Annotated in this window: 12 protein-coding genes; 7 read left to right on the top strand and 5 right to left on the bottom strand. The window is 62.4% G+C overall.

What is annotated here, in order from left to right; all coding sequences use genetic code 11:
* Positions 1-44: 44 nt before the first annotated feature.
* Positions 45-230 carry a hypothetical protein gene (locus tag GMO_RS13480; protein ID WP_139064334.1) on the top strand — a complete coding sequence of 62 codons (186 nt, stop codon included), beginning with the start codon at positions 45-47 and terminating at the stop codon, positions 228-230.
* Here GMO_RS13480 and GMO_RS00900 read toward each other — a convergent pair.
* Entirely contained in the window at positions 206-1,666 is a 1,461-nt protein-coding gene (locus GMO_RS00900) for a glycosyltransferase family 4 protein (protein ID WP_008850348.1), read from the bottom strand. The two genes, GMO_RS13480 and GMO_RS00900, sit on opposite strands and share 25 nt — an antisense overlap.
* 350 nt (positions 1,667-2,016) lie before the next feature.
* Here GMO_RS00900 and GMO_RS00905 point away from each other — a divergent pair, with 350 nt between their 5' ends.
* From GMO_RS00905 to GMO_RS13490, 4 genes are all read left to right on the top strand, one after another.
* Entirely contained in the window at positions 2,017-4,173 is a 2,157-nt protein-coding gene (locus GMO_RS00905) for a glycosyltransferase (protein ID WP_008850349.1), read from the top strand.
* Between the two features lie 116 nt (positions 4,174-4,289).
* Positions 4,290-5,507 (top strand): HAD-IIIA family hydrolase, encoded by a 1,218-nt coding sequence (locus GMO_RS14580; RefSeq protein WP_008850350.1) that lies wholly within the window; start codon positions 4,290-4,292, stop codon positions 5,505-5,507.
* A complete protein-coding gene (locus GMO_RS00915) occupies positions 5,504-6,592 on the top strand; it encodes a GHMP family kinase ATP-binding protein (protein WP_008850351.1) in 1,089 nt (362 codons plus the stop codon). Before GMO_RS14580 ends, GMO_RS00915 begins: the two co-directional genes overlap by 4 nt.
* The gene (locus tag GMO_RS13490) at positions 6,580-10,101 is read left to right on the top strand and encodes a glycosyltransferase (RefSeq protein ID WP_008850352.1); all 3,522 of its coding nucleotides are present in this window, start codon (positions 6,580-6,582) and stop codon (positions 10,099-10,101) included. The genes GMO_RS00915 and GMO_RS13490 overlap by 13 nt, the downstream gene beginning before the upstream one ends.
* Before the next feature lie 98 nt (positions 10,102-10,199).
* On the opposite strand, the gene GMO_RS00925 is transcribed toward GMO_RS13490, so the two are convergent.
* Together GMO_RS00925 and gmd are read right to left on the bottom strand one after the other, a co-directional pair.
* The gene (locus tag GMO_RS00925; protein WP_008850353.1) at positions 10,200-11,117 is read right to left on the bottom strand and encodes a GDP-mannose 4,6-dehydratase; all 918 of its coding nucleotides are present in this window, start codon (positions 11,115-11,117) and stop codon (positions 10,200-10,202) included.
* A gap of 13 nt (positions 11,118-11,130) precedes the next feature.
* The gene (gmd, locus tag GMO_RS00930) at positions 11,131-12,114 is read right to left on the bottom strand and encodes a GDP-mannose 4,6-dehydratase (RefSeq protein ID WP_008850354.1); all 984 of its coding nucleotides are present in this window, start codon (positions 12,112-12,114) and stop codon (positions 11,131-11,133) included.
* 818 nt (positions 12,115-12,932) lie between these two features.
* On the opposite strand from gmd, the gene GMO_RS00935 reads away from it, so the two are divergent.
* Positions 12,933-13,949, top strand: coding sequence for an AraC family transcriptional regulator (locus tag GMO_RS00935; RefSeq protein ID WP_008850355.1), 1,017 nt, complete (start codon positions 12,933-12,935; stop codon positions 13,947-13,949).
* A gap of 124 nt (positions 13,950-14,073) precedes the next feature.
* Positions 14,074-14,865 carry an SDR family NAD(P)-dependent oxidoreductase gene (locus tag GMO_RS00940; RefSeq protein WP_008850357.1) on the top strand — a complete coding sequence of 264 codons (792 nt, stop codon included), beginning with the start codon at positions 14,074-14,076 and terminating at the stop codon, positions 14,863-14,865.
* A 61-nt stretch (positions 14,866-14,926) separates the two neighbouring features.
* On the opposite strand, the gene GMO_RS00945 is transcribed toward GMO_RS00940, so the two are convergent.
* Both GMO_RS00945 and GMO_RS00950 read right to left on the bottom strand, forming a co-directional pair.
* Positions 14,927-16,285, bottom strand: coding sequence for an MFS transporter (locus GMO_RS00945; protein ID WP_245528401.1), 1,359 nt, complete (start codon positions 16,283-16,285; stop codon positions 14,927-14,929).
* A 45-nt stretch (positions 16,286-16,330) separates the two neighbouring features.
* Positions 16,331-17,374, bottom strand: a complete 1,044-nt coding sequence (locus GMO_RS00950; protein ID WP_040507323.1) for an NAD(P)-dependent alcohol dehydrogenase — start codon at positions 17,372-17,374, stop codon at positions 16,331-16,333.
* Positions 17,375-17,431: the final 57 nt, after the last annotated feature.

Below are 17,431 nucleotides of genomic sequence, written 5' to 3' on the forward strand. Positions count from 1 at the left end.
CGGAACAGGGTTTCCACAACGGCCCAGTTCACGGTCCGGAAGTCGTGGGGGTGAGTGGCGTCCGGGCCGCGCCGGACGAACTGGACATTTTCACTGCGGAGGGTGCGCAGGGCTGCGCTGATCTCGAACACGACGCGCTGGATGCCGCTCGGCCTCCCGTGGTGCAGGAGATGGAACAGCAGATCGTCAATGTCGATCCACAGGATCATGATGTTCTTTCACTCAGGTAAGCCGTGTGGCAGGCGTCCAGGACGGCATCGGTCGTGCGTTCCCACGGGACAGGCTGGAACTGTGTGCGGACCTCTTCCTGCCAACGGGCCAGCCCCTCGCGGTCCGTGATGGTGTCGCGGACAACGCGATAGGCGTCGTCGATGTCTTCCGGGTCGAAGTAGCGCGTCAGGGGGCCACCTGCTTCGGGGATGGAGGTGGAGTTCGAGGCGATGCAGGGTTTGCCGTTCACGAGGCTTTCCGTAACGGGCAGGCCCCAGCCTTCATACAGGGAGGGGAACAGCGTGAAGAGGCAGCCCTCGTAGAGGTGGGACAGTTCCTCATCGGTCGGATTGTTCAGGAGACGGATCTTGCCGCGCAGCCACTCGGTGTTTTCAAGCTGCTGCATGAGGTCGGAGACCAGCCAGCCGACACGGCCGGCAAAAACCAGCGTCGGGACTTCCTCGCGCGGCAGGTCGGTCACCAGACGGCGCCAGATGCGGAAAGCCAGCAGATGGTTTTTCCGCGCCTCGATGGTGGAGACGAACAGGACGTAGCTTCCCGGAGCGGGCAGGCCCCTGGGACGATCGTCCTGAACGCGGCGCGGCGGGCCGAAACCGCTGCCGATGGGAATGGTCTGAACCGGGGCGAGCAGCTTCAGGCGATGCTGGCGGGCGTAGTCTTCCACGCTGCGGGCGGTGGCGTTGCTGATGGCCAGCAGGCGGCCGCACTGGGGCAGCGTGGTGTCGAGCCAGTGGCGGAAATCCCGGATCAGGGACAGGGCGCACCATTCGGGACGCACCGCCGGGATGAGATCGTAAAGCAGCAGGACGGGCTGGATGCCATAGACCTGTCGCATCCGGGCCAGACGTTCCCCGAAATCCGGCTCGGACCAGGCGGCTCCCAGAATCAGGAAAATGTCCCCGCGCTGCGGTGCGCTGGCGGAGACCGGGGCCGGATCGGGGGTGACGGAAGCGGGCTGTGGTGCCGGTGCGGGAGAGGCGGCGGCCGGGGAACGGCGCAGGCGCGAGCGGACATAGCGGCGCAGGAGCTGAAGCGCGCGGAGCTGGTTGACGGCAATGTTCAGCAGGGGGCGGGCCAGCTCGGGGGGGAGGCTCTCCAGCCGCCGGATCACACCATGGCGCAGGCGCCGGATGAGGGCGCCGGGCGACCGCATGGGGGAAGACGCGGCTGTGGTGTCGGGGATGACTTTTTCATCCGTCCGGACGGCGAACAGGGCGTCCAGATCCTCGAAGGAGACGGGTGTGAGCAGGTCGCCGTCCACCTGTCCGCGACGGGCTAGGACGATGCGGCCGATCCCCGGCATGGAGGCGGCCTGCTGGCGGATGACGCGAAGGATTTCAAAAACGAGGCGCTGGATTCCGCTGGGGCGGGCGTTTTTCTCGAAGTACTGGAAGATGTCTTCGACGTCGATCCAGATTGTATAATCTTCGCTCATGCGTCCGGAGTAGCCTCGGGCTGGCCGGCGGGAGCGCCGGTCTGTCAAACGGTGGTAGGGCGTTCTGTAGAATAAAGGCCGCTTCCGGAGCAAGCAATCCCGGGCATTGACTGGAACACTGGGGCGTTCGGATCGGTGGATGTTATGTTTGTTTCTGGAAATTTCCGTTTGTTGAATCTGAATTTGTGGCGATTATTTGCTGTTTCGGACAGATCATCCGGCATTTAAAATCTTATGTGACAAAAAACCTGCAAACGTGACTGCACGCGATGGCCTGAAAGTGTTAATCCCGCACAAACCCTGATCTTTATCTTCGCTCCTGTGCCCAATTTCTGAGAAACCGTTCTGCCATGCCGTTTTCGACCGAGAGTGCTGCTGACATCGTCCGGCTGTTCCGTACAGGCCTTGGAAGAAGGCCGGAGCCCGCGGCTCTCGCTCATTTTGCGGCCCTGATGGAAGACGGGGCAACGTTTCACGACATGGCGCATATCATCGCGGGGTCGCCGGAATTCCGTCAGCTTCATGGTGGCGAGGATGTCTGCGATGCGCGATACGTGTCGTTCCTTTACCAGAACGGTCTGGACCGGACGCCTGATCCGCAGGGAGAGGCCAACCTCATGGCGGCCCCGAACCGGGGCGATGCGCTGGTGATTGTTGCCGGATCGGACGAGGCGCGTGCGCGGACCGATCTGTATGCGCTGCTTTATCCCGAAGGTGCGCCACCGCAGGATGACATGGCCTACAAGGCGTGGCTGCTGCGTTATGACCGGCTGTCCCCGACCGATCAGCTGGCCATCGGACGGCATATCGACCGGGAGATGTCCACGCGGCCGACATTTTCCCTGATGGTGCAGGTCCGCGATCACCGGCTGGACCTTCTGGAGGAAACGGTCGCGTCCCTGGAGGCGCAGATCTATCCCAACTGGACGCTGATCGTGGTTTATCCCGAGAACCTGCGACCGGGTGTGCGCACGCATCTGCGGGAGATCGTGAAGCGCGTGCCCGGACTGGTGGGCGTGGAAGTTCCGTCCCATCAGGGTGTTGAAGACCGCTGGCGGCGCGCGCTGGACGCGGCGACGGGTGATTTCTGCGCGTTCCTGGAGCCGGGCGACCAGCTTTCACGGACGGCGCTTTATGAATTTGCGGTGGCCATCGTCAGGCAGCCCGATCTTGTCCTTCTTTATTGTGACGAGGACCGTCTGGGCAGTGACGGGCAGCGCTGTCATCCGTCTTTCAAGACGGGATGGAACCGGGATCTTGCCTATGCGGGCGATGTGATCGGGCAGCTTGCGATGTTCAGGCGCGAGCGGATCGTGGCTGTTGGTGGTATCCGTGAGGATGCGGGTAGCTTTGCGCGGTATGACCTGCTGCTGCGGGTGACGGAAGATGTGCCGGCGGCCTGTATCCATCATCTGCCGCGTCTTCTGTTCCATCGGGGACGGACGCCGGGTCTGCCACTGATGTTCCCGCTTGTGCGGGCGACGCGGCAGCATCCTGAAATGCGGCGTGTGGTTCTGCGGCATCTGCGGGAAAGCCATCCGGATTTTGTCTTCGAGGATGTCTATATCGGCGGGAATGTCTGGCCGCGGATCGTCTATCCGATGGACAAAACGCCGCTGGTCTCGATCATCATTCCGACCCGGGACAAGTTCAGGCTGCTCGAGCGTTGCGTTTCCAGTCTTCTGACGCTGACCGGGTATCAGAATTTCGAGGTGCTGATTGCCGATAATGGCAGCACTAACCCGGAGATGCTTGATCTTCTGCGGCGTCTGGGGCGTGATCCGCGGCTGACGGTGCAGCGTCTTGCCACGCCTTTCAACTGGTCGGCCCTCAACAACAGGATGGTCCGTCAGGCGAAGGGAGACATGCTGCTCTTCCTCAATGACGATACCGAGATCCTTGAGGAGGGGTGGCTGACGGAGATGGTGTCACTGGCGCAGCAGTCCGGTGTCGGCGTGGTGGGAGCGCGGCTGTCCTATCCGGACGGGACGTTGCAGCATGGCGGCATGGTTCTGACGGAGCGCGGACCCAAGCATATCCTGCGCAGCGCGGCGGAGGATGATCCCGGTTATCTGGGGCAGCTTGTCCTGACGCGGGATCTGATGGCTGTGACGGGGGCCTGCATGCTTGTGCCGCGTCCGGTTTTCGACCAGGCGGGCGGCTTTGACGAGACATTCCCCCTGACCTGCAACGACGTGGATTTCTGTCTGCGCGTGAGGAAGGAAGGGCTGCGTGTTGTCTGGACGCCCCATGCCACGCTGATGCACGTGGATGGGGGAACGCGCGGGCGGGACGGGACGGCGCGGAACCTGTTCAATGCCTGCGTGGATGTCGGGCGACTGCTGGAGCGGTGGGAGAAGGTCATGCTCAACGATCCTTTCCTCAATGCCAATCTCGAGGCCACGGATTATGCGCTGCGGCTGGCGACGCCTCCCCGCGCGCCGAAGCCCTGGCGCCGGCGGGGCCTCCGCCGCGAGGTGCCGGCCCGTGTCGCGCTGACCTCCTGACGGGGTTTTTCCGTCTTCCCTCCGGCTTTTCGTTCTGACCTGAAGAGACCTGAAGAAATAAAGATGTCCTGTCCTGCTGTTCCGCTTTTCCGTTCCGTCGCGGAGTATTCTGTCTCGTGAGTGATGTGACCGTGCGTCAGTGCGCCATTCTGGTGGGGGGTCTTGGCACACGTCTGGGGGCGCTGACCCGGACGCTGCCCAAGCCGCTCATGTCCTGTGGCGACCGGCCCTTTCTGGCGTGGCTGATGCGGGAAATGCAGCGTTTTGGCGTGGAGGACTTCGTCCTGCTGGCGGGGCATCTCTCGACGGAGATCGAGCGGGCGGTGGACCAGATCCGGGCTTTCCTGCCGAAGCCGGCGAAGATCACGATCAGCGTGGAGCCGTTCCGGGCCGGGACGGGGGGGGCGCTGTATCATGCCCGCGCGCATCTTCAGGAGCGTTTCCTGCTCTGTAACGGGGATTCCCTGTTTTCCTGCAACCTGTCGCGGTTCCTGTCGCGTGCGCGCCAGGGAAACTGGATGCTGCTGCGTGCGGTCGAGGATCTGGACCGGTACGGGGAAGTCCGTCTGGCGCAGGACGGGGAACATGTGGCGTCTTTTCATCCCAAGGCCGAGCAGCCGGGGCGGGCGGGGCTGATCAATAGCGGGATCTATCTGTTCGATCATACCGTCTTCAGTCATCTGACGCCGGACTGTTCGCTGGAGCAGGACGTGCTGCCGGCACTGGCGGCGGAAGGGTCCCTGCGCGGCATGGAGCTGACCGGATATTTCCGGGATATTGGTCTGCCGGGCGATCTTAAGGCGGCGGGACGGGAACTGCCCGAGGTTCTGCGGCGTCCGGCCGTGTTCCTCGATCGGGACGGCGTCATCAACCGGGACCATGGCTGGGTCGGCACGCGGGAGCGTTTCGATTGGGAGCCGGGTGTTCTGGATGCCATCGCGCGGATGACGGAGAGCGGGCATCATGTCTTCATCGTCACCAACCAGTCCGGTGTGGCGCGCGGGCTGTATTCCGAAGAGGATCTTCAGGCCCTGATGGGGTGGGTGATCGGGGTGGTGCGTGCGCATGGCGGTACGATCGACGACTGGCGGTACTGCCCGATCCATTCCGAGGCTGTGGTGGAGCGGTACCGGGGGAACAGTCCTGACCGCAAGCCTGAACCGGGCATGATCCTTGACCTGTTGCGGCGGTGGGAGCTGGACCCGGCGCGCTGCGTGATGTTCGGGGACCAGCCCTCCGACATGCAGGCCGCCAGTGCCGCCGGTATTGAAGGTGTCCGCGTTGGTCCGTCCAGTCTGGCTGATCTGATTTCCGAAAGAGAGGCGTTCCTGTGAACAGCGATCCTCATACACGCTCGTCCCATACACGTCCGATTGCCGGGACGCGGAATGCTGTTCGCGCGCGCGTGCCGCTCCGTCTGGGGCTGGCCGGTGGCGGGACGGATCTCAGTCCTTATTGTGACGATTTCGGCGGGGCGGTCCTGAACACGACCATCGACCGCTATGCCTATGCCTTCATTGAGCGGTCGACGGATGGAAACGTCCATTTCGTGGCTCCGGATGTGGGGATGGATGAAGCGTTTGACCCGCAGGACATCAATGAAACCGTTCTGGACCAGGCAAAGCTCAGGCTTCATGCCGGGGTTCTGGTGGGGATCAGCCGTCGTTTTTCGGTGTCGGTGGAGCCGTGGCGCATCACGTCTTTCGTGGATGCGCCGCCGGGATCGGGGCTGGGATCGTCCTCTGCGCTGGTCGTGGCGCTGGTGGAGGCGTTTGTCAGTCTGCTCCAGCTTCCGCTTGGTCCGTATGATGTGGCGCATCTGGCCTATGAGATCGAGCGGATCGATCTGGGGCTTCAGGGCGGCAAGCAGGACCAGTATGCGGGGACGTTTGGCGGGATGAACTTCATCGAGTTCCTGGCGCAGGACCGGGTGGTTGTTAACCCGCTGCGGCTGTCCAGCCGGATCCGCAATGAGGTCGAGACGTCTCTGGTCATTGCCTTTACGGGCGTATCGCGGGCGTCGGCTGACATCATTGCCGAGCAACGCAGTGGCCTGCTGAAGGTGACGGAAGAGACCATGCGCAACATGCACCGCCTCAAGCAGGATGCGCATGACATGAAGAACGCCCTCCTGCGCGGGGAGGTGGCCCATATGGCCGAGATCCTGAACCGGTCGTGGGAAGCGAAGAAGAACACGGCGCGCGGTATCTCCAATCCGCTGATCGAGACGCTCTATGGGCAGGCGATGGCGGATGGTGCGATTGGCGGGAAGGTCTCGGGTGCCGGTGGCGGTGGTTTCATGATGTTCATCGTGCCGCCGGATCGCCGGGTGCAGGTGATCCGTGGTCTGAATGGTGCCGGCGCGCAGGCGGGTGGCGTGCATCTCGTGACGGAAGGAGCCGAGACATGGCTGAGCTGAAGCCGGCGACGGATGACAGGCCGTCCACGGACAGGATCATGTGGAACGACGGGGAACGGCGCGTTGGGGATGAGCGTCTGCCCATCGGGGAGCCGGCTGTCGAGAAGCATGTCCGTGCGCTGATCGAGGATCAGCTGGCGCAGGCCATGGGGCGTGTTTTTCAGGTGGAGGAACGGAGCCGTCATCTGGAGCGTCTGGTCGCGCGGGAGCCGGTTTCGGAGCATGACATCCAGTCCCTGACGCACAGCAATGCAGAGCTGCGCAACCAGCTTCAGCAGCTCCAGTCCGAGCATCGGCTTCTGCTTCAGTCCACGGCATGGCGCGTGGGGCGGCGGGTGCGGGATCTGGCCCAGCGGTATCCGGCCTTTGCCCGTCATGCGCGCCGGGCTGTCAAGCTGGCGTACTGGACGCTGACGCTGCGTCTGTGGTCCCGGATCCGGGTGCGGCAGGGCGCGAAGAAGGGGATCGCGCTTCTGGCGCAGTCGCTGCTGTTCGATGCGGAGTGGTATTGCAGACGGTATGCGGCACTCCTGCCGCCCGGGACTGATCCGGTGGTTCATTATTACTGGATAGGGGCGGCGCAGGGGCTGGACCCGCATCCGCTGTTCAGCAGCAGCTGGTACACTTCTGCCCTGCCGGTTGAGGCGGCGATCAATCCGCTTGTCCATTACATCACCCATCAGGGACGCAGCACGCCGGACCCGCATCCGCTGTTTGATACGGGGTTCTACCTGAAGCAAGCGGGGAAAATTCCGGCTGACCGTACGCCGCTGGAGGATTTCCTTGCCCGGCCGGCCGGGGATGCGGTCAGGCCGAACCCTGTTTTCGATCCGGTGGCGTATGCTGAGGAATATGCGTCCAAGCTGAAAGGCGGGATCAATCCGCTGCTGCATTATGCCGCGGAAGGGGAAGCCGGCGGGTTCTGGCCGCATCCGCTGTTTGATCCGGCGTGGTATACGGCGCGCCATCCGGCGGCCGTGGAGTTCGGGGCGCTGGCGCATTACCTGCGGGAAGAGAAATGCGCGAAGGGTGTGGCCTGTTCCGAGCATATGGAGCAGCTGGGGGACAAGACGCTGTCCCTGCCGTTCTCGCTGTCATTCCCGGAGGAAAGTGATCCGGAAGTCTCGATCATCATTCCGGTCTATGGCCATTATTACGATACCTGGCGTTGCCTTGCGTCCGTGATGCTGCTGACGCGCAAGGTGACGTATGAGGTCATCGTTGCCGATGACCGTCCGTCGCGACCGATTGCGTCCCTTCTGGGTGCGCAGGGTGTGGTGCTGGTCATCAACACCGAAAATCTCGGCTTTCTGGGTAACAGCAACGCGGCTGCGCGGCGGGCGCGGGGCCGGGAGCTGATGTTCCTGAACAATGACACGACCGTCGGGGAAAACTGGCTGGCTCCGATGCTGTCGGTCATGAAGGCGGACCCGCGGGTGGGCGTTGTGGGCTGCAAGCTGCTGAACGGTGATGGCACCGTGCAGGAGGCGGGTGGCATCATTTACGGAACCGGCTGGGGCGATCCGTTCGGCAAGAATGACCGGGCGGACCGGGGCTGTTATAATTATGTCCGTGACGTGGATGTGGTGACGGGGGCGTGTTTCCTTGTCCGCCGTCATCTGTTCGAGGAAATGGGCGGGTTTGATGGCCGTTATGCTCCGGCTTTCTATGAGGAGTTCGACCTCGCCACCAGCATCCGGGATGCGGGATACCGGGTGGTGTACCAGCCTGCGAGCCGTGTCCGCCATCATGGCAGCGCGTCCTATGGCACGGAGATGCGCGACAGGCAGACGCTGAAGAACCATGCGACCTTCTGCCGCAAGTGGCAGACGCTCTTGGCGACGCAGCCTGCGCCGGATACGTCCGGCTTCCTGAGCCGGGAGCGGCCGTCTCCGCGGGGCATCATCCTTGTCATTGATGACAAGGTGCCGGAATATGACAAGCATGCCGGTGCGGTCACGCTGTTCCAGTACCTGCGTCTCATGCGGGAGCTGGGTCTGCGGGTGATCTATGCCCCGCAGGATGGCAAGCCGCTGGAGCCTTACACGACTGCTCTCCAGCAGCTTGGCATTGAAGTCCTTCACGCGCCGGACCGGCTGGACCGGTGGCTGCGGGCCTATGGGCTTTATGTGGATTTCATCTGGACGGCCCGGCCGGATGTGACGTTCCCGATCCTGTCGCAGCTTCGCCGCCATACCGGCGCGCCGATCCTGTATTACACCCATGACCTGCATTACCTGCGGGAGATGCGCCGTTACGAACTGGAAGGCAGCATCTGGGCGCTTCAGGAATCCCAGCGGCTCAAGCCGATGGAACTGAAGATCTTCGATGTCGTCGATCATGTCCTGACGCCGAGCCGGGAGGAAAAGCGCGATATTTTCGCCGAAGTGCCGCATGCGAATGTCACGGTTGTGCCGCCCTATCTGTTCGGTGACACGGACCTGACGGACGCGCCGGCCGATTTCGCGAGCCGCAGGGATCTGATCTTCGTGGGGGGCTTCGACCACACGCCCAATGTGGACGCTGCGGTCTGGCTGGGTCAGGAGATCATGCCGCTGGTCTGGGAGAAGCATCCGGACAGCACGCTGTGGATCGTGGGGAACGTGCCGCCGCCGAATGTGCAGGCGCTGGCGTCGGAGCGGGTGAAGGTGACGGGATTTGTGCCGGAACTGGAGCCCTATTTTGAAAAGGCGCGCGTTTCGGTCAATCCGCTGCGTTACGGGGCGGGCGTCAAGGGCAAGATCGTCACGTCATTGCAGGCGGGTATTCCGGTTGTCACCACCACCTGCGGCAATGAGGGCATCCAGCTTGCGGACGGGGAAGAGGCGCTGATTGCCGATACGTCCGAGGATATTGCGCAGGCGGTCATCCGGCTTCTGGATGACGAGGCGCTGTGCCGGACGCTGATCCGGTCCGGGGCGGAGGTGGTGCGGATGCGCTTTTCCGCCAGCCGGGCGCGGGAGATCCTGCGGAATGTTCTGGGGGATGCGCTCTGCCCGGTCTGTGGCAGCCGTCCGCGGCAGGAGCGTCACGCGGATGGGGACTGGCGCCTGGGGCTGCACTGCACGAATTGCGGAGTGGATAACCGTGGCGCCGGTGTGGCGCAGGTTCTGGTGGTGCCGTGGCACCGGCAGCGGGTCAACACCGTGCGTGAGGCGCTGCCGTATCTGCGGGATCTGCGGATCCATGAATTTGGCAAAGACGATGCGTTCCGCGCCACCCTGTCGGGGCTGGCGGGATATACCTGTTCCGAAAAGGTCATCAGCGGACTGTTTTACGAAGACGGCGTGATTGATCTGTTCCTCAGTCCTGATGGGCAGGTGCAGGATTTGCCGACGCTGCATCGTGTCCTGAAGCCGGGCGGGCGATATATCTGCGCGGTCATGGATCAGGTGGACGAAACGGCGCAGTCCCTGCGGGATGCGGGCTTTCAGGCCACGGTGCATGACATTGACATGCCCGACCGGGAGGGGCCGTCCCTGCGGATCATTGAAGCCATACGGAGCTGAGATTTTTTCTCCTCCGCAGGCTGTAAAAAAAGCCGCTCTCTTCGGTTTTCGACACCGGAGAGAGCGGCTTTTTTCATGAGGACTTGCTCAGGGGCGTGTCAGGGCGAGACGGGTGTGACGCGGTTCAGGCAGTCTTCGTAGATGTCTTTCAGGGTCTGTTCCCATGGGATTTTTGGCACCCAGCCCAGCATTTCGCGGGCATGGGCGGCATTGCCGGCCGCGACGGGAATGTCTGAGGGGCGCAGGCGTTCAGGGTCCGTTGTGATGGAAGCGCTGATGCCGCTGAGGGCCAGAAGATCATCGAGGATGGAGCGGATCGAGCGGGACTGGCCGGAGCAGAGATTGAGAATGCTGCCGGGTGGTACCATCCTGTCAGCTATCAGCGCGTCCACATAGGCGTCACAGACGTCCCGGACGTCCAGGAAGTCCCTTTTGGCGTCCAGATTGCCGACGCGGATTTCCGGTGGCTGAAATCCTTTGGCGATGCGGGCGATCTGGGAGGCGAAGGCGGGGGCCACGAAATTCGGCGACTGGCCGGGGCCGGTATGATTGAAGGGGCGCATCCGCACGGCCCGCAGTCCTTCCTGCGCCATGGCGCCCAGCGCGAGGTCGGCGGCGGCCTTGGTTGCGGCGTAGGGGTTGGCGGGCGCCAGGGCAGCCCGTTCGTCCAGCGGGTGTCCCTGCTGGAATGTCAGGCCATAGGTCTCGGCCGTGGAGGCGAACAGGAAAATGCCGTCCGGGGCGTGGCGCAGCATGGCGCGCGCGACGTTCAGCGTGCCGTGCAGGTTCACGGTCCAGGCATGATCCGGATTGTGGCGCGCTGCGCCGATGGTGGAAATGGCGGCGAGGTGGATGCAGTGATCCGGCCGGCCGGCCGAAACGATGCTTTCCACCGCCGTGACGTCGGTGATGTCCGGGATGACAGGCAGGATCTCGATCCCGGGGCAGCGCGCCTTCAGGCGGCGCGCAAGATGCTGGCCGACGAAGCCGCGAAGACCTGTGATGAGAATGCGCATGACGTGATCCGTTTTAGCGGATGATCCGGGCACGGTGACGGGCAAGGTCAGCCTCGACCATTTCCGCGACCATTTCCTCCAGCGTGATTTCAGGGGTCCAGCCGAGGGCCGCTTTTGCCTTGCCGGCGTCTCCGAGCAGGACTTCCACTTCCGCGGGGCGGAGGAAGGCCGGGTTCGTCACGACATGGTCTTCATAGTTGAGACCGACATGGGAGAAGGCGATGCGGCACAGGTCACGGATGCTGGTCGTGCGGCCTGTGGCCACGACGTAATCGTCCGGCTTGTCCTGCTGGAGCATGAGATACATGGCGCGGACGTAATCGCGGGCATGGCCCCAGTCACGGGTGGCGTCAAGGTTGCCCAGAGCCAGTTCGTTCGCCAGGCCGAGCTTGATGCGGGCGACGCCGTCCGTGACCTTGCGGGTTACGAACTCGATCCCGCGCAGCGGGCTTTCATGGTTGAACAGAATGCCGGAAGAGGCATGCATCCCGAAGCTCTCACGGTAGTTCACGGTCATCCAGTGCGCGTAGAGCTTGGCCACGGCGTAGGGCGAGCGTGGGTAGAACGGGGTTTTCTCGTTCTGGACGGGTTCCTGGATCAGGCCATACATCTCGGACGAGGATGCCTGATAGAAGCGGGCATTGCTGCGGACGATGCGCGCGGCTTCCAGAACGTTGACCGCGCCGATGCCGGTGACGTTGCCGGTCAGGAGCGGCTGCTGCCAGGAGGCGGCGACGAAGCTCTGGGCGGCGAGGTTGTAAATCTCGTCCGGCTTGACCGTTTCCATGATGCGGATGAGGGAGGACAGGTCCGTCAGGTTGCCGTCCATCAGTTCCACGTCATCGATGATGCCGAGCCAGCGCAGGCGTTCCCCCACGACATCCGCTGAAGCCGAACGCCGCAGGAGCCCGACCACGCGATAGCCTTTTCCAAGCAGGAGCTGGCTGAGATAGGCACCGTCCTGTCCGGTGATTCCCGTAATGAGGGCTGTGGGCATGTTTTTTCTGATCCCGGCTTCAGTGATGATCCGCGACGCTCATCCGGTCGCGCTGGTCTGCATCGGTTAGCCGGTCCCGGCGAGAGCGGTCAATGCGTCATGGCTTCAGTATCCTGTAGGGGCCGGATTTCCGGAGTGGCGCTGGCGCGGTCGGGGTGTGCGGGAAGGCGCTGTCAGTTTAGGAGCGACGGAGGCCTGGTGGGCGGGGCCGTACATTCGTTCAAAAGGGGTGGAGATGTGTTGCAGCGTCGCGGGTGGGGTGTTTTTGGGGTGCCGTGAGTAGGGTGGGTAGGGCCGGAAGAACGTTTATCGGTGTGCGAGTGCTCAGAGACTGGACCTGATAGCCGATGTCCGGTGTCCGTCGTGGATGATGCGGCGTTCTCTGAAAAACTGTCGGTGTTGGAGAATGGGGTTGTGTGTTCCGGGGGCAGGAGGCGCGCTGTTTCCTTCTGCCGCATGATCTGGGAGGCGGGATGGTCCGTGTCGGAATGTCTGGCTTTCGGGGGGCTGTGCAGGGTGTGCTTTTGCATCCCCTTTGCGGGGTTCAGGAGCGGTGGTGCTGGTGTCGTTTCCGCGGTGCAGGGAAAACCGTGGGTTGTCCGGGTCGTGTGTTAATTGGTGGCGCGCTGGGTCGGAGCAGGGTGTGGTTGTTTCCTGAAATGAATGTCGCGAGGGGCATGGGCACGGGGTGTGCAGGCGTGCCTTTGCCGTGTTTTGGCGGGGAGGGCGGGAAGCGCCGCGTGGAGCTGTGTCCCGGTGGGTGATGGGCAAGAGAGTATCAGAATAGGGGAAGAAATGATCTTGAATCTTCCTGCAACATGAGCGCTAAAGATAAGGTGGAAAGCCATCCGGCTTTTGCGGAGAATGTCATGTCCGAGATGAGGAATCCGACGCGGCTTCCGTCCTGTCCGGTCTATGAGATGATCAGGCCGGCGCCTGCAAAGAGTTTCGTGCTGCACCGGCATGATTATCCGGCTGACTGCGCGCGGTGGAATTATCATCCTGAATACGAGCTTCATCTGATTACCGCCAGTCACGGGCGGTATGTGGTGGGGGATTTCGTCGGGTCTTTCGGGCCGGGGAATCTGGTACTGGTGGGGCCGGATCTTCCGCATAACTGGCTGAGCGACATTCCGCCGCATGAGGTGGTGTCCGGGCGCGACCTGGTGTTGCAGATCCAGTCGGAGTGGTTGCAGGGGCTTGTCGCGCTCTGCCCTGAATTCGGGGGGGTATCCCGGCTGTTGCAGGACGCTGCGAACGGTGTGGAGTTTTTCGGGCCGCGGCTTGAGGCGCTGAGGCGTCGGATGGTTGCGCTGGAGCAGGCTGATGAGGGCCGGCGGGTTGCGATGGTGATTGCCCTGCTGGTGGAACTGGCCGCCACGCCGAGGCGGGTTCTGTGCCTTGGGCGGAGCATGGGGGTGTCCGGTCTTGATGAAATGGGGACGATGGACATGACCATCCGCCATCTGCTCTCCAGCGATCTGCGGGAGGTGAGCCAGGCGGATGTGGCCCGGCGGGCGCGGATGAGTCCTTCCGGATTTTCCCGGCTTTTCCAGCAGGCGACGGGCAATACGTTCACAGCTTTCGTCCGGAGGCTCCGGATCAGCCGGGCCTGCGAACTGCTGGTGACGACCCGGCATTCCATTGCGGTTGTGGGGGCGGAAGCGGGGTTCAGTAACCTGTCGAACTTCAATCGCTATTTCCTGAAGGAAAAGCGGGTGACGCCGAAGCAGTATCGACGCGATGCCCTTCAGGCTATGGCGGGAAAATCCCAGTTTTCAAATAAGGGAAAAGAAGAATCAGCGGGAGTGCTGATGTCATTATTCATTAAATAAGAAATAAATGCATCCGTAAAAACAATGTTATTTCTTTTTGTCTGTTATATATGGTGTGGTTATTAAGGTATTTCAGCACTTATTACTGCAATATGGTTTCTGTTTAACCGAAAGGAGATGTCTCATGGATATGGGGCTCAAGGGAAAAGTTGCCGTTATTACGGGATCGAGCGCAGGTATCGGGCTGGCCATTGCGGAAGGGTTCGCGCAGGAGGGCGCCAGTGTCGTTCTCGTGGCCCGTCAGCAGGAGAAGCTGGACGAGGCCGAGCGGGCCATACAGGGCAAGCATGATGTGCGGATTCTGACGGTAGCGGCGGATGTGGCGACGCCGGAGGGTATCCAGAAGGTCGTCAGCGCTGTTGAGGACACGTTCGGTGGTGCGGATATTCTCATTAACAATGCCGGAACGGGGTCCAATGAGACCATCATGGAGGCGCCGGACGAGAAGTGGCAGTTCTACTGGGATCTGCATGTGATGGCGGCGGTGCGGCTGGCGCGCGGGCTGGTTCCGGGAATGCGGAAGCGGGGTGGGGGCGCGATCATCCACAATGCGTCGATCTGTGCCGTGCAGCCCCTGTGGTACGAGCCGATCTACAATGTCACCAAGGCGGCGCTGATGATGTTTTCCAAGACGCTGGCGACGGAGGTCATCAAGGACAATATCCGTGTGAACTGCGTCAATCCCGGACTCATCCTGACACCGGACTGGATCAAGACGGCGAAGGAGCTGACGCGTGACAAGGGTGGAGACTGGGAAGGGTATCTTCAGTCGGTTGCGGATGAACATGCGCCCATCAAGCGGTTTGCTTCTCCGGAGGAACTGGCGAATTTCTTCGTGTTCCTGTGTTCGGACAAGGCGTCCTACAGTGTGGGTTCGGCCTATTTCGTTGATGGTGGAATGCTGAAGACGCTTTAGAAAAGTGGGACGGTTTCCCTCGGGTCTGGCCGGATTGCTGACCAGACCCGGGGGCTGTTTTTCAGGCAAGGCTGCTTTCCGTGCCTTCAGGATTGTTCGCTTCGGCGATCTTGGCGTGTGAAATGACATCCGCGGCGTGGAAGCCTCTGGGCTGTTCCAGGCGGATGAAGCAGGTCAGGATGGCGGCGAAGAAATACAGCGCTGCATAGACGATGACGACGCCCTGCGTGCCGTATTCTTCCACGAAGACCGTGGCCAGAGCGGGGCCGATGAAATTGCTCAGACCGCCGCCGAGGTTCTGGACCGAGACAGCCGCACCCTGGTTCTGCGGGGCGAGGATCGGGAAGATGGCGCCCATCGGGACGAAGGATGTGATGGTCAGGGCGAAGAACAGCGCACCGATGATGGCGATGGTCATGTTGCCGGGTGCGGAGTGTGGCAGGTAGTAGAAGAGCAGCGTTGCGCAGCCGCATCCGACGAACCCGGCCCACCGCATCTGCCGCATCCAGCCGATGCGGTCACCGATGATGCCCCACATCACGTTGGTGAAAGGCTGCACGAGGAAGACCACGCCGTAGATGCGCAGCCATTGCGACATGGTGAAGCCGCCTTCGGCCGAGGTGTAGAACAGGGGCATGATGGCCGGGAAGCCGAATAGCGACAGGTTGCAGATGACGCGGGTGACGAGCGCCAGGGCGATGTCCCGGTTTTCGACGATCAGGGTCAGGCCGCGGCTGATTTCCTTGAGCTGGGCGCTCAGGCTGTGGGCCGAGGTTTCGATCTTCGCGGCTGCGTTGCCCGGGATGTCGCGGATGGCGACAAGAGCGAGGAGGCCGCCTGCCAGGACCCAGACGAGGGAAAGCCACAGGGTCGGGACGAAGCCGATGGCCGGGATCGTGAAGCTGGGGAGGAACGCGGCGATGATGCCGTAGCCGATCGTGAACATGGACCAGACCCAGCCGATGGCGGAGGCCAGCCTGTGTTCAGGGGTGCGCTGTACGATCCAGAAGAAGAAGGCATAGAAAAACAGGGGATACGCAAAGCCCCGCAGGCCGTAGAAGAACAGCATCAGCGGGAAGCTGTGATGCTGGATTCCGAATGTGAGGAAGGCGATGTGACAGACCACCCACCAGACGGTGCCGATCGCCATGATGCGTCTTGGGCCGTACACTTCGGCGAGGACACCGGAGAGCCAGCTCGCGATGGCGGCGGTGGCGCCATAGACGGTGAAGAGCAGACCGGCCTGGGAGGGGGAAAAGCCGATGCTGGTCACGTATTTTGCGAGGAAGGCGACCTCGATTCCGTCACCTGTCATGTAAAGGGCTACGGCGATGTAGCCCCAGAGCAGGATGACAGGCATTCCCCAGACGATATGGGATTTGGTGCTGTCTTCGTGGTGCGTGAGAGGAGTGGCACTCATGTTCGTCATGCCTCCGATACTATCCGCGCGGAAAGGGCGGTTGCGTTACTGGGGGAGCGTGATCTGGAGTTTCACATCGGTCGGGCGGGCAGAGGCCGCGCGTTCGAAGGCTGCGATGCTGTCATCGAATGCGAACGTGTCCGAGATCAGGGGTTTGAGATCGACCTTGCCGGACGCGATGAGGGCGATGGCGCGCTCATAGACATTCGCGTAGCGGAAAACCGTTTCCATGCGGATTTCCTTGGCCTGGGCCGCGACGAGGTCGAACGGGATCTTCTCCACGGGCATGCCGACGAATACGACGGTTCCGCCAGGGCGGACGCAGGAAAAGACATCGTCATAGGCGCCGGGGAAACCGCTGGCCTCGAAAACGACGTCTGCGCCCCAGTCTGCGCCGCACTGCCGGGAGATGGCGTCACGGGGGCGACCCTCCCGGACATTGAGGGGCACGAGGCCTTTGTACTGCGCGGCGATTTCGAGTTTCGGGGCGGCGATGTCGGAAATGAAGACGGTGCCTGCGCCGGAGGCGAGGGCGGCCAGGGCGGTCATGAGCCCGATGGGGCCGCAGCCGGTTACGAGGCAGGTGTCACCCGGTTTGATCGCCGCCTTGACGGCGGCCTGCACGCCGATGGCGAAAGGCTCGACCATTGCGCCTTCTGCGAAGGACACATGATCCGGCAGGCGGTATGTGAACGCTGCCGGGTGAACGACAGTCGGGGTCAGGCAGCCATGGACCGGAGGTGTGGCCCAGAATGTCACGGCGGGGTCCACGTTGTAGATCCCCATCTTGGACGCGCGGGAGATGGGGTCGGGGATGCCGGGCTCCATGCAGACGCGGTCCCCGACCTTCAGGCTGGTGACACTGGCGCCGGTCTCCACGATGACGCCAGCGGCCTCATGGCCCAGCACCATGGGTTCATTCACCACGAAATGCCCGATGCGGCCGTGGGTGTAATAGTGAACGTCACTGCCGCATATTCCGACCGTATGGATGGAGATTCTCACATCATTCGGGCCCAGAGTATCAGGAACAGTGATATCGCGAAGGGAGAGAACGCCTTTGCGTTCCAGGACGAGAGCTTGAGCCATATTGGACCTTTGCGCGCTTGGAAGCGGCCTGTCTGATCGTTGGAATGGCTATCTTGA

The sequence above is a fragment of the Gluconobacter morbifer G707 genome (genome assembly GCF_000234355.1).
Lineage (GTDB): Bacteria > Pseudomonadota > Alphaproteobacteria > Acetobacterales > Acetobacteraceae > Gluconobacter > Gluconobacter morbifer.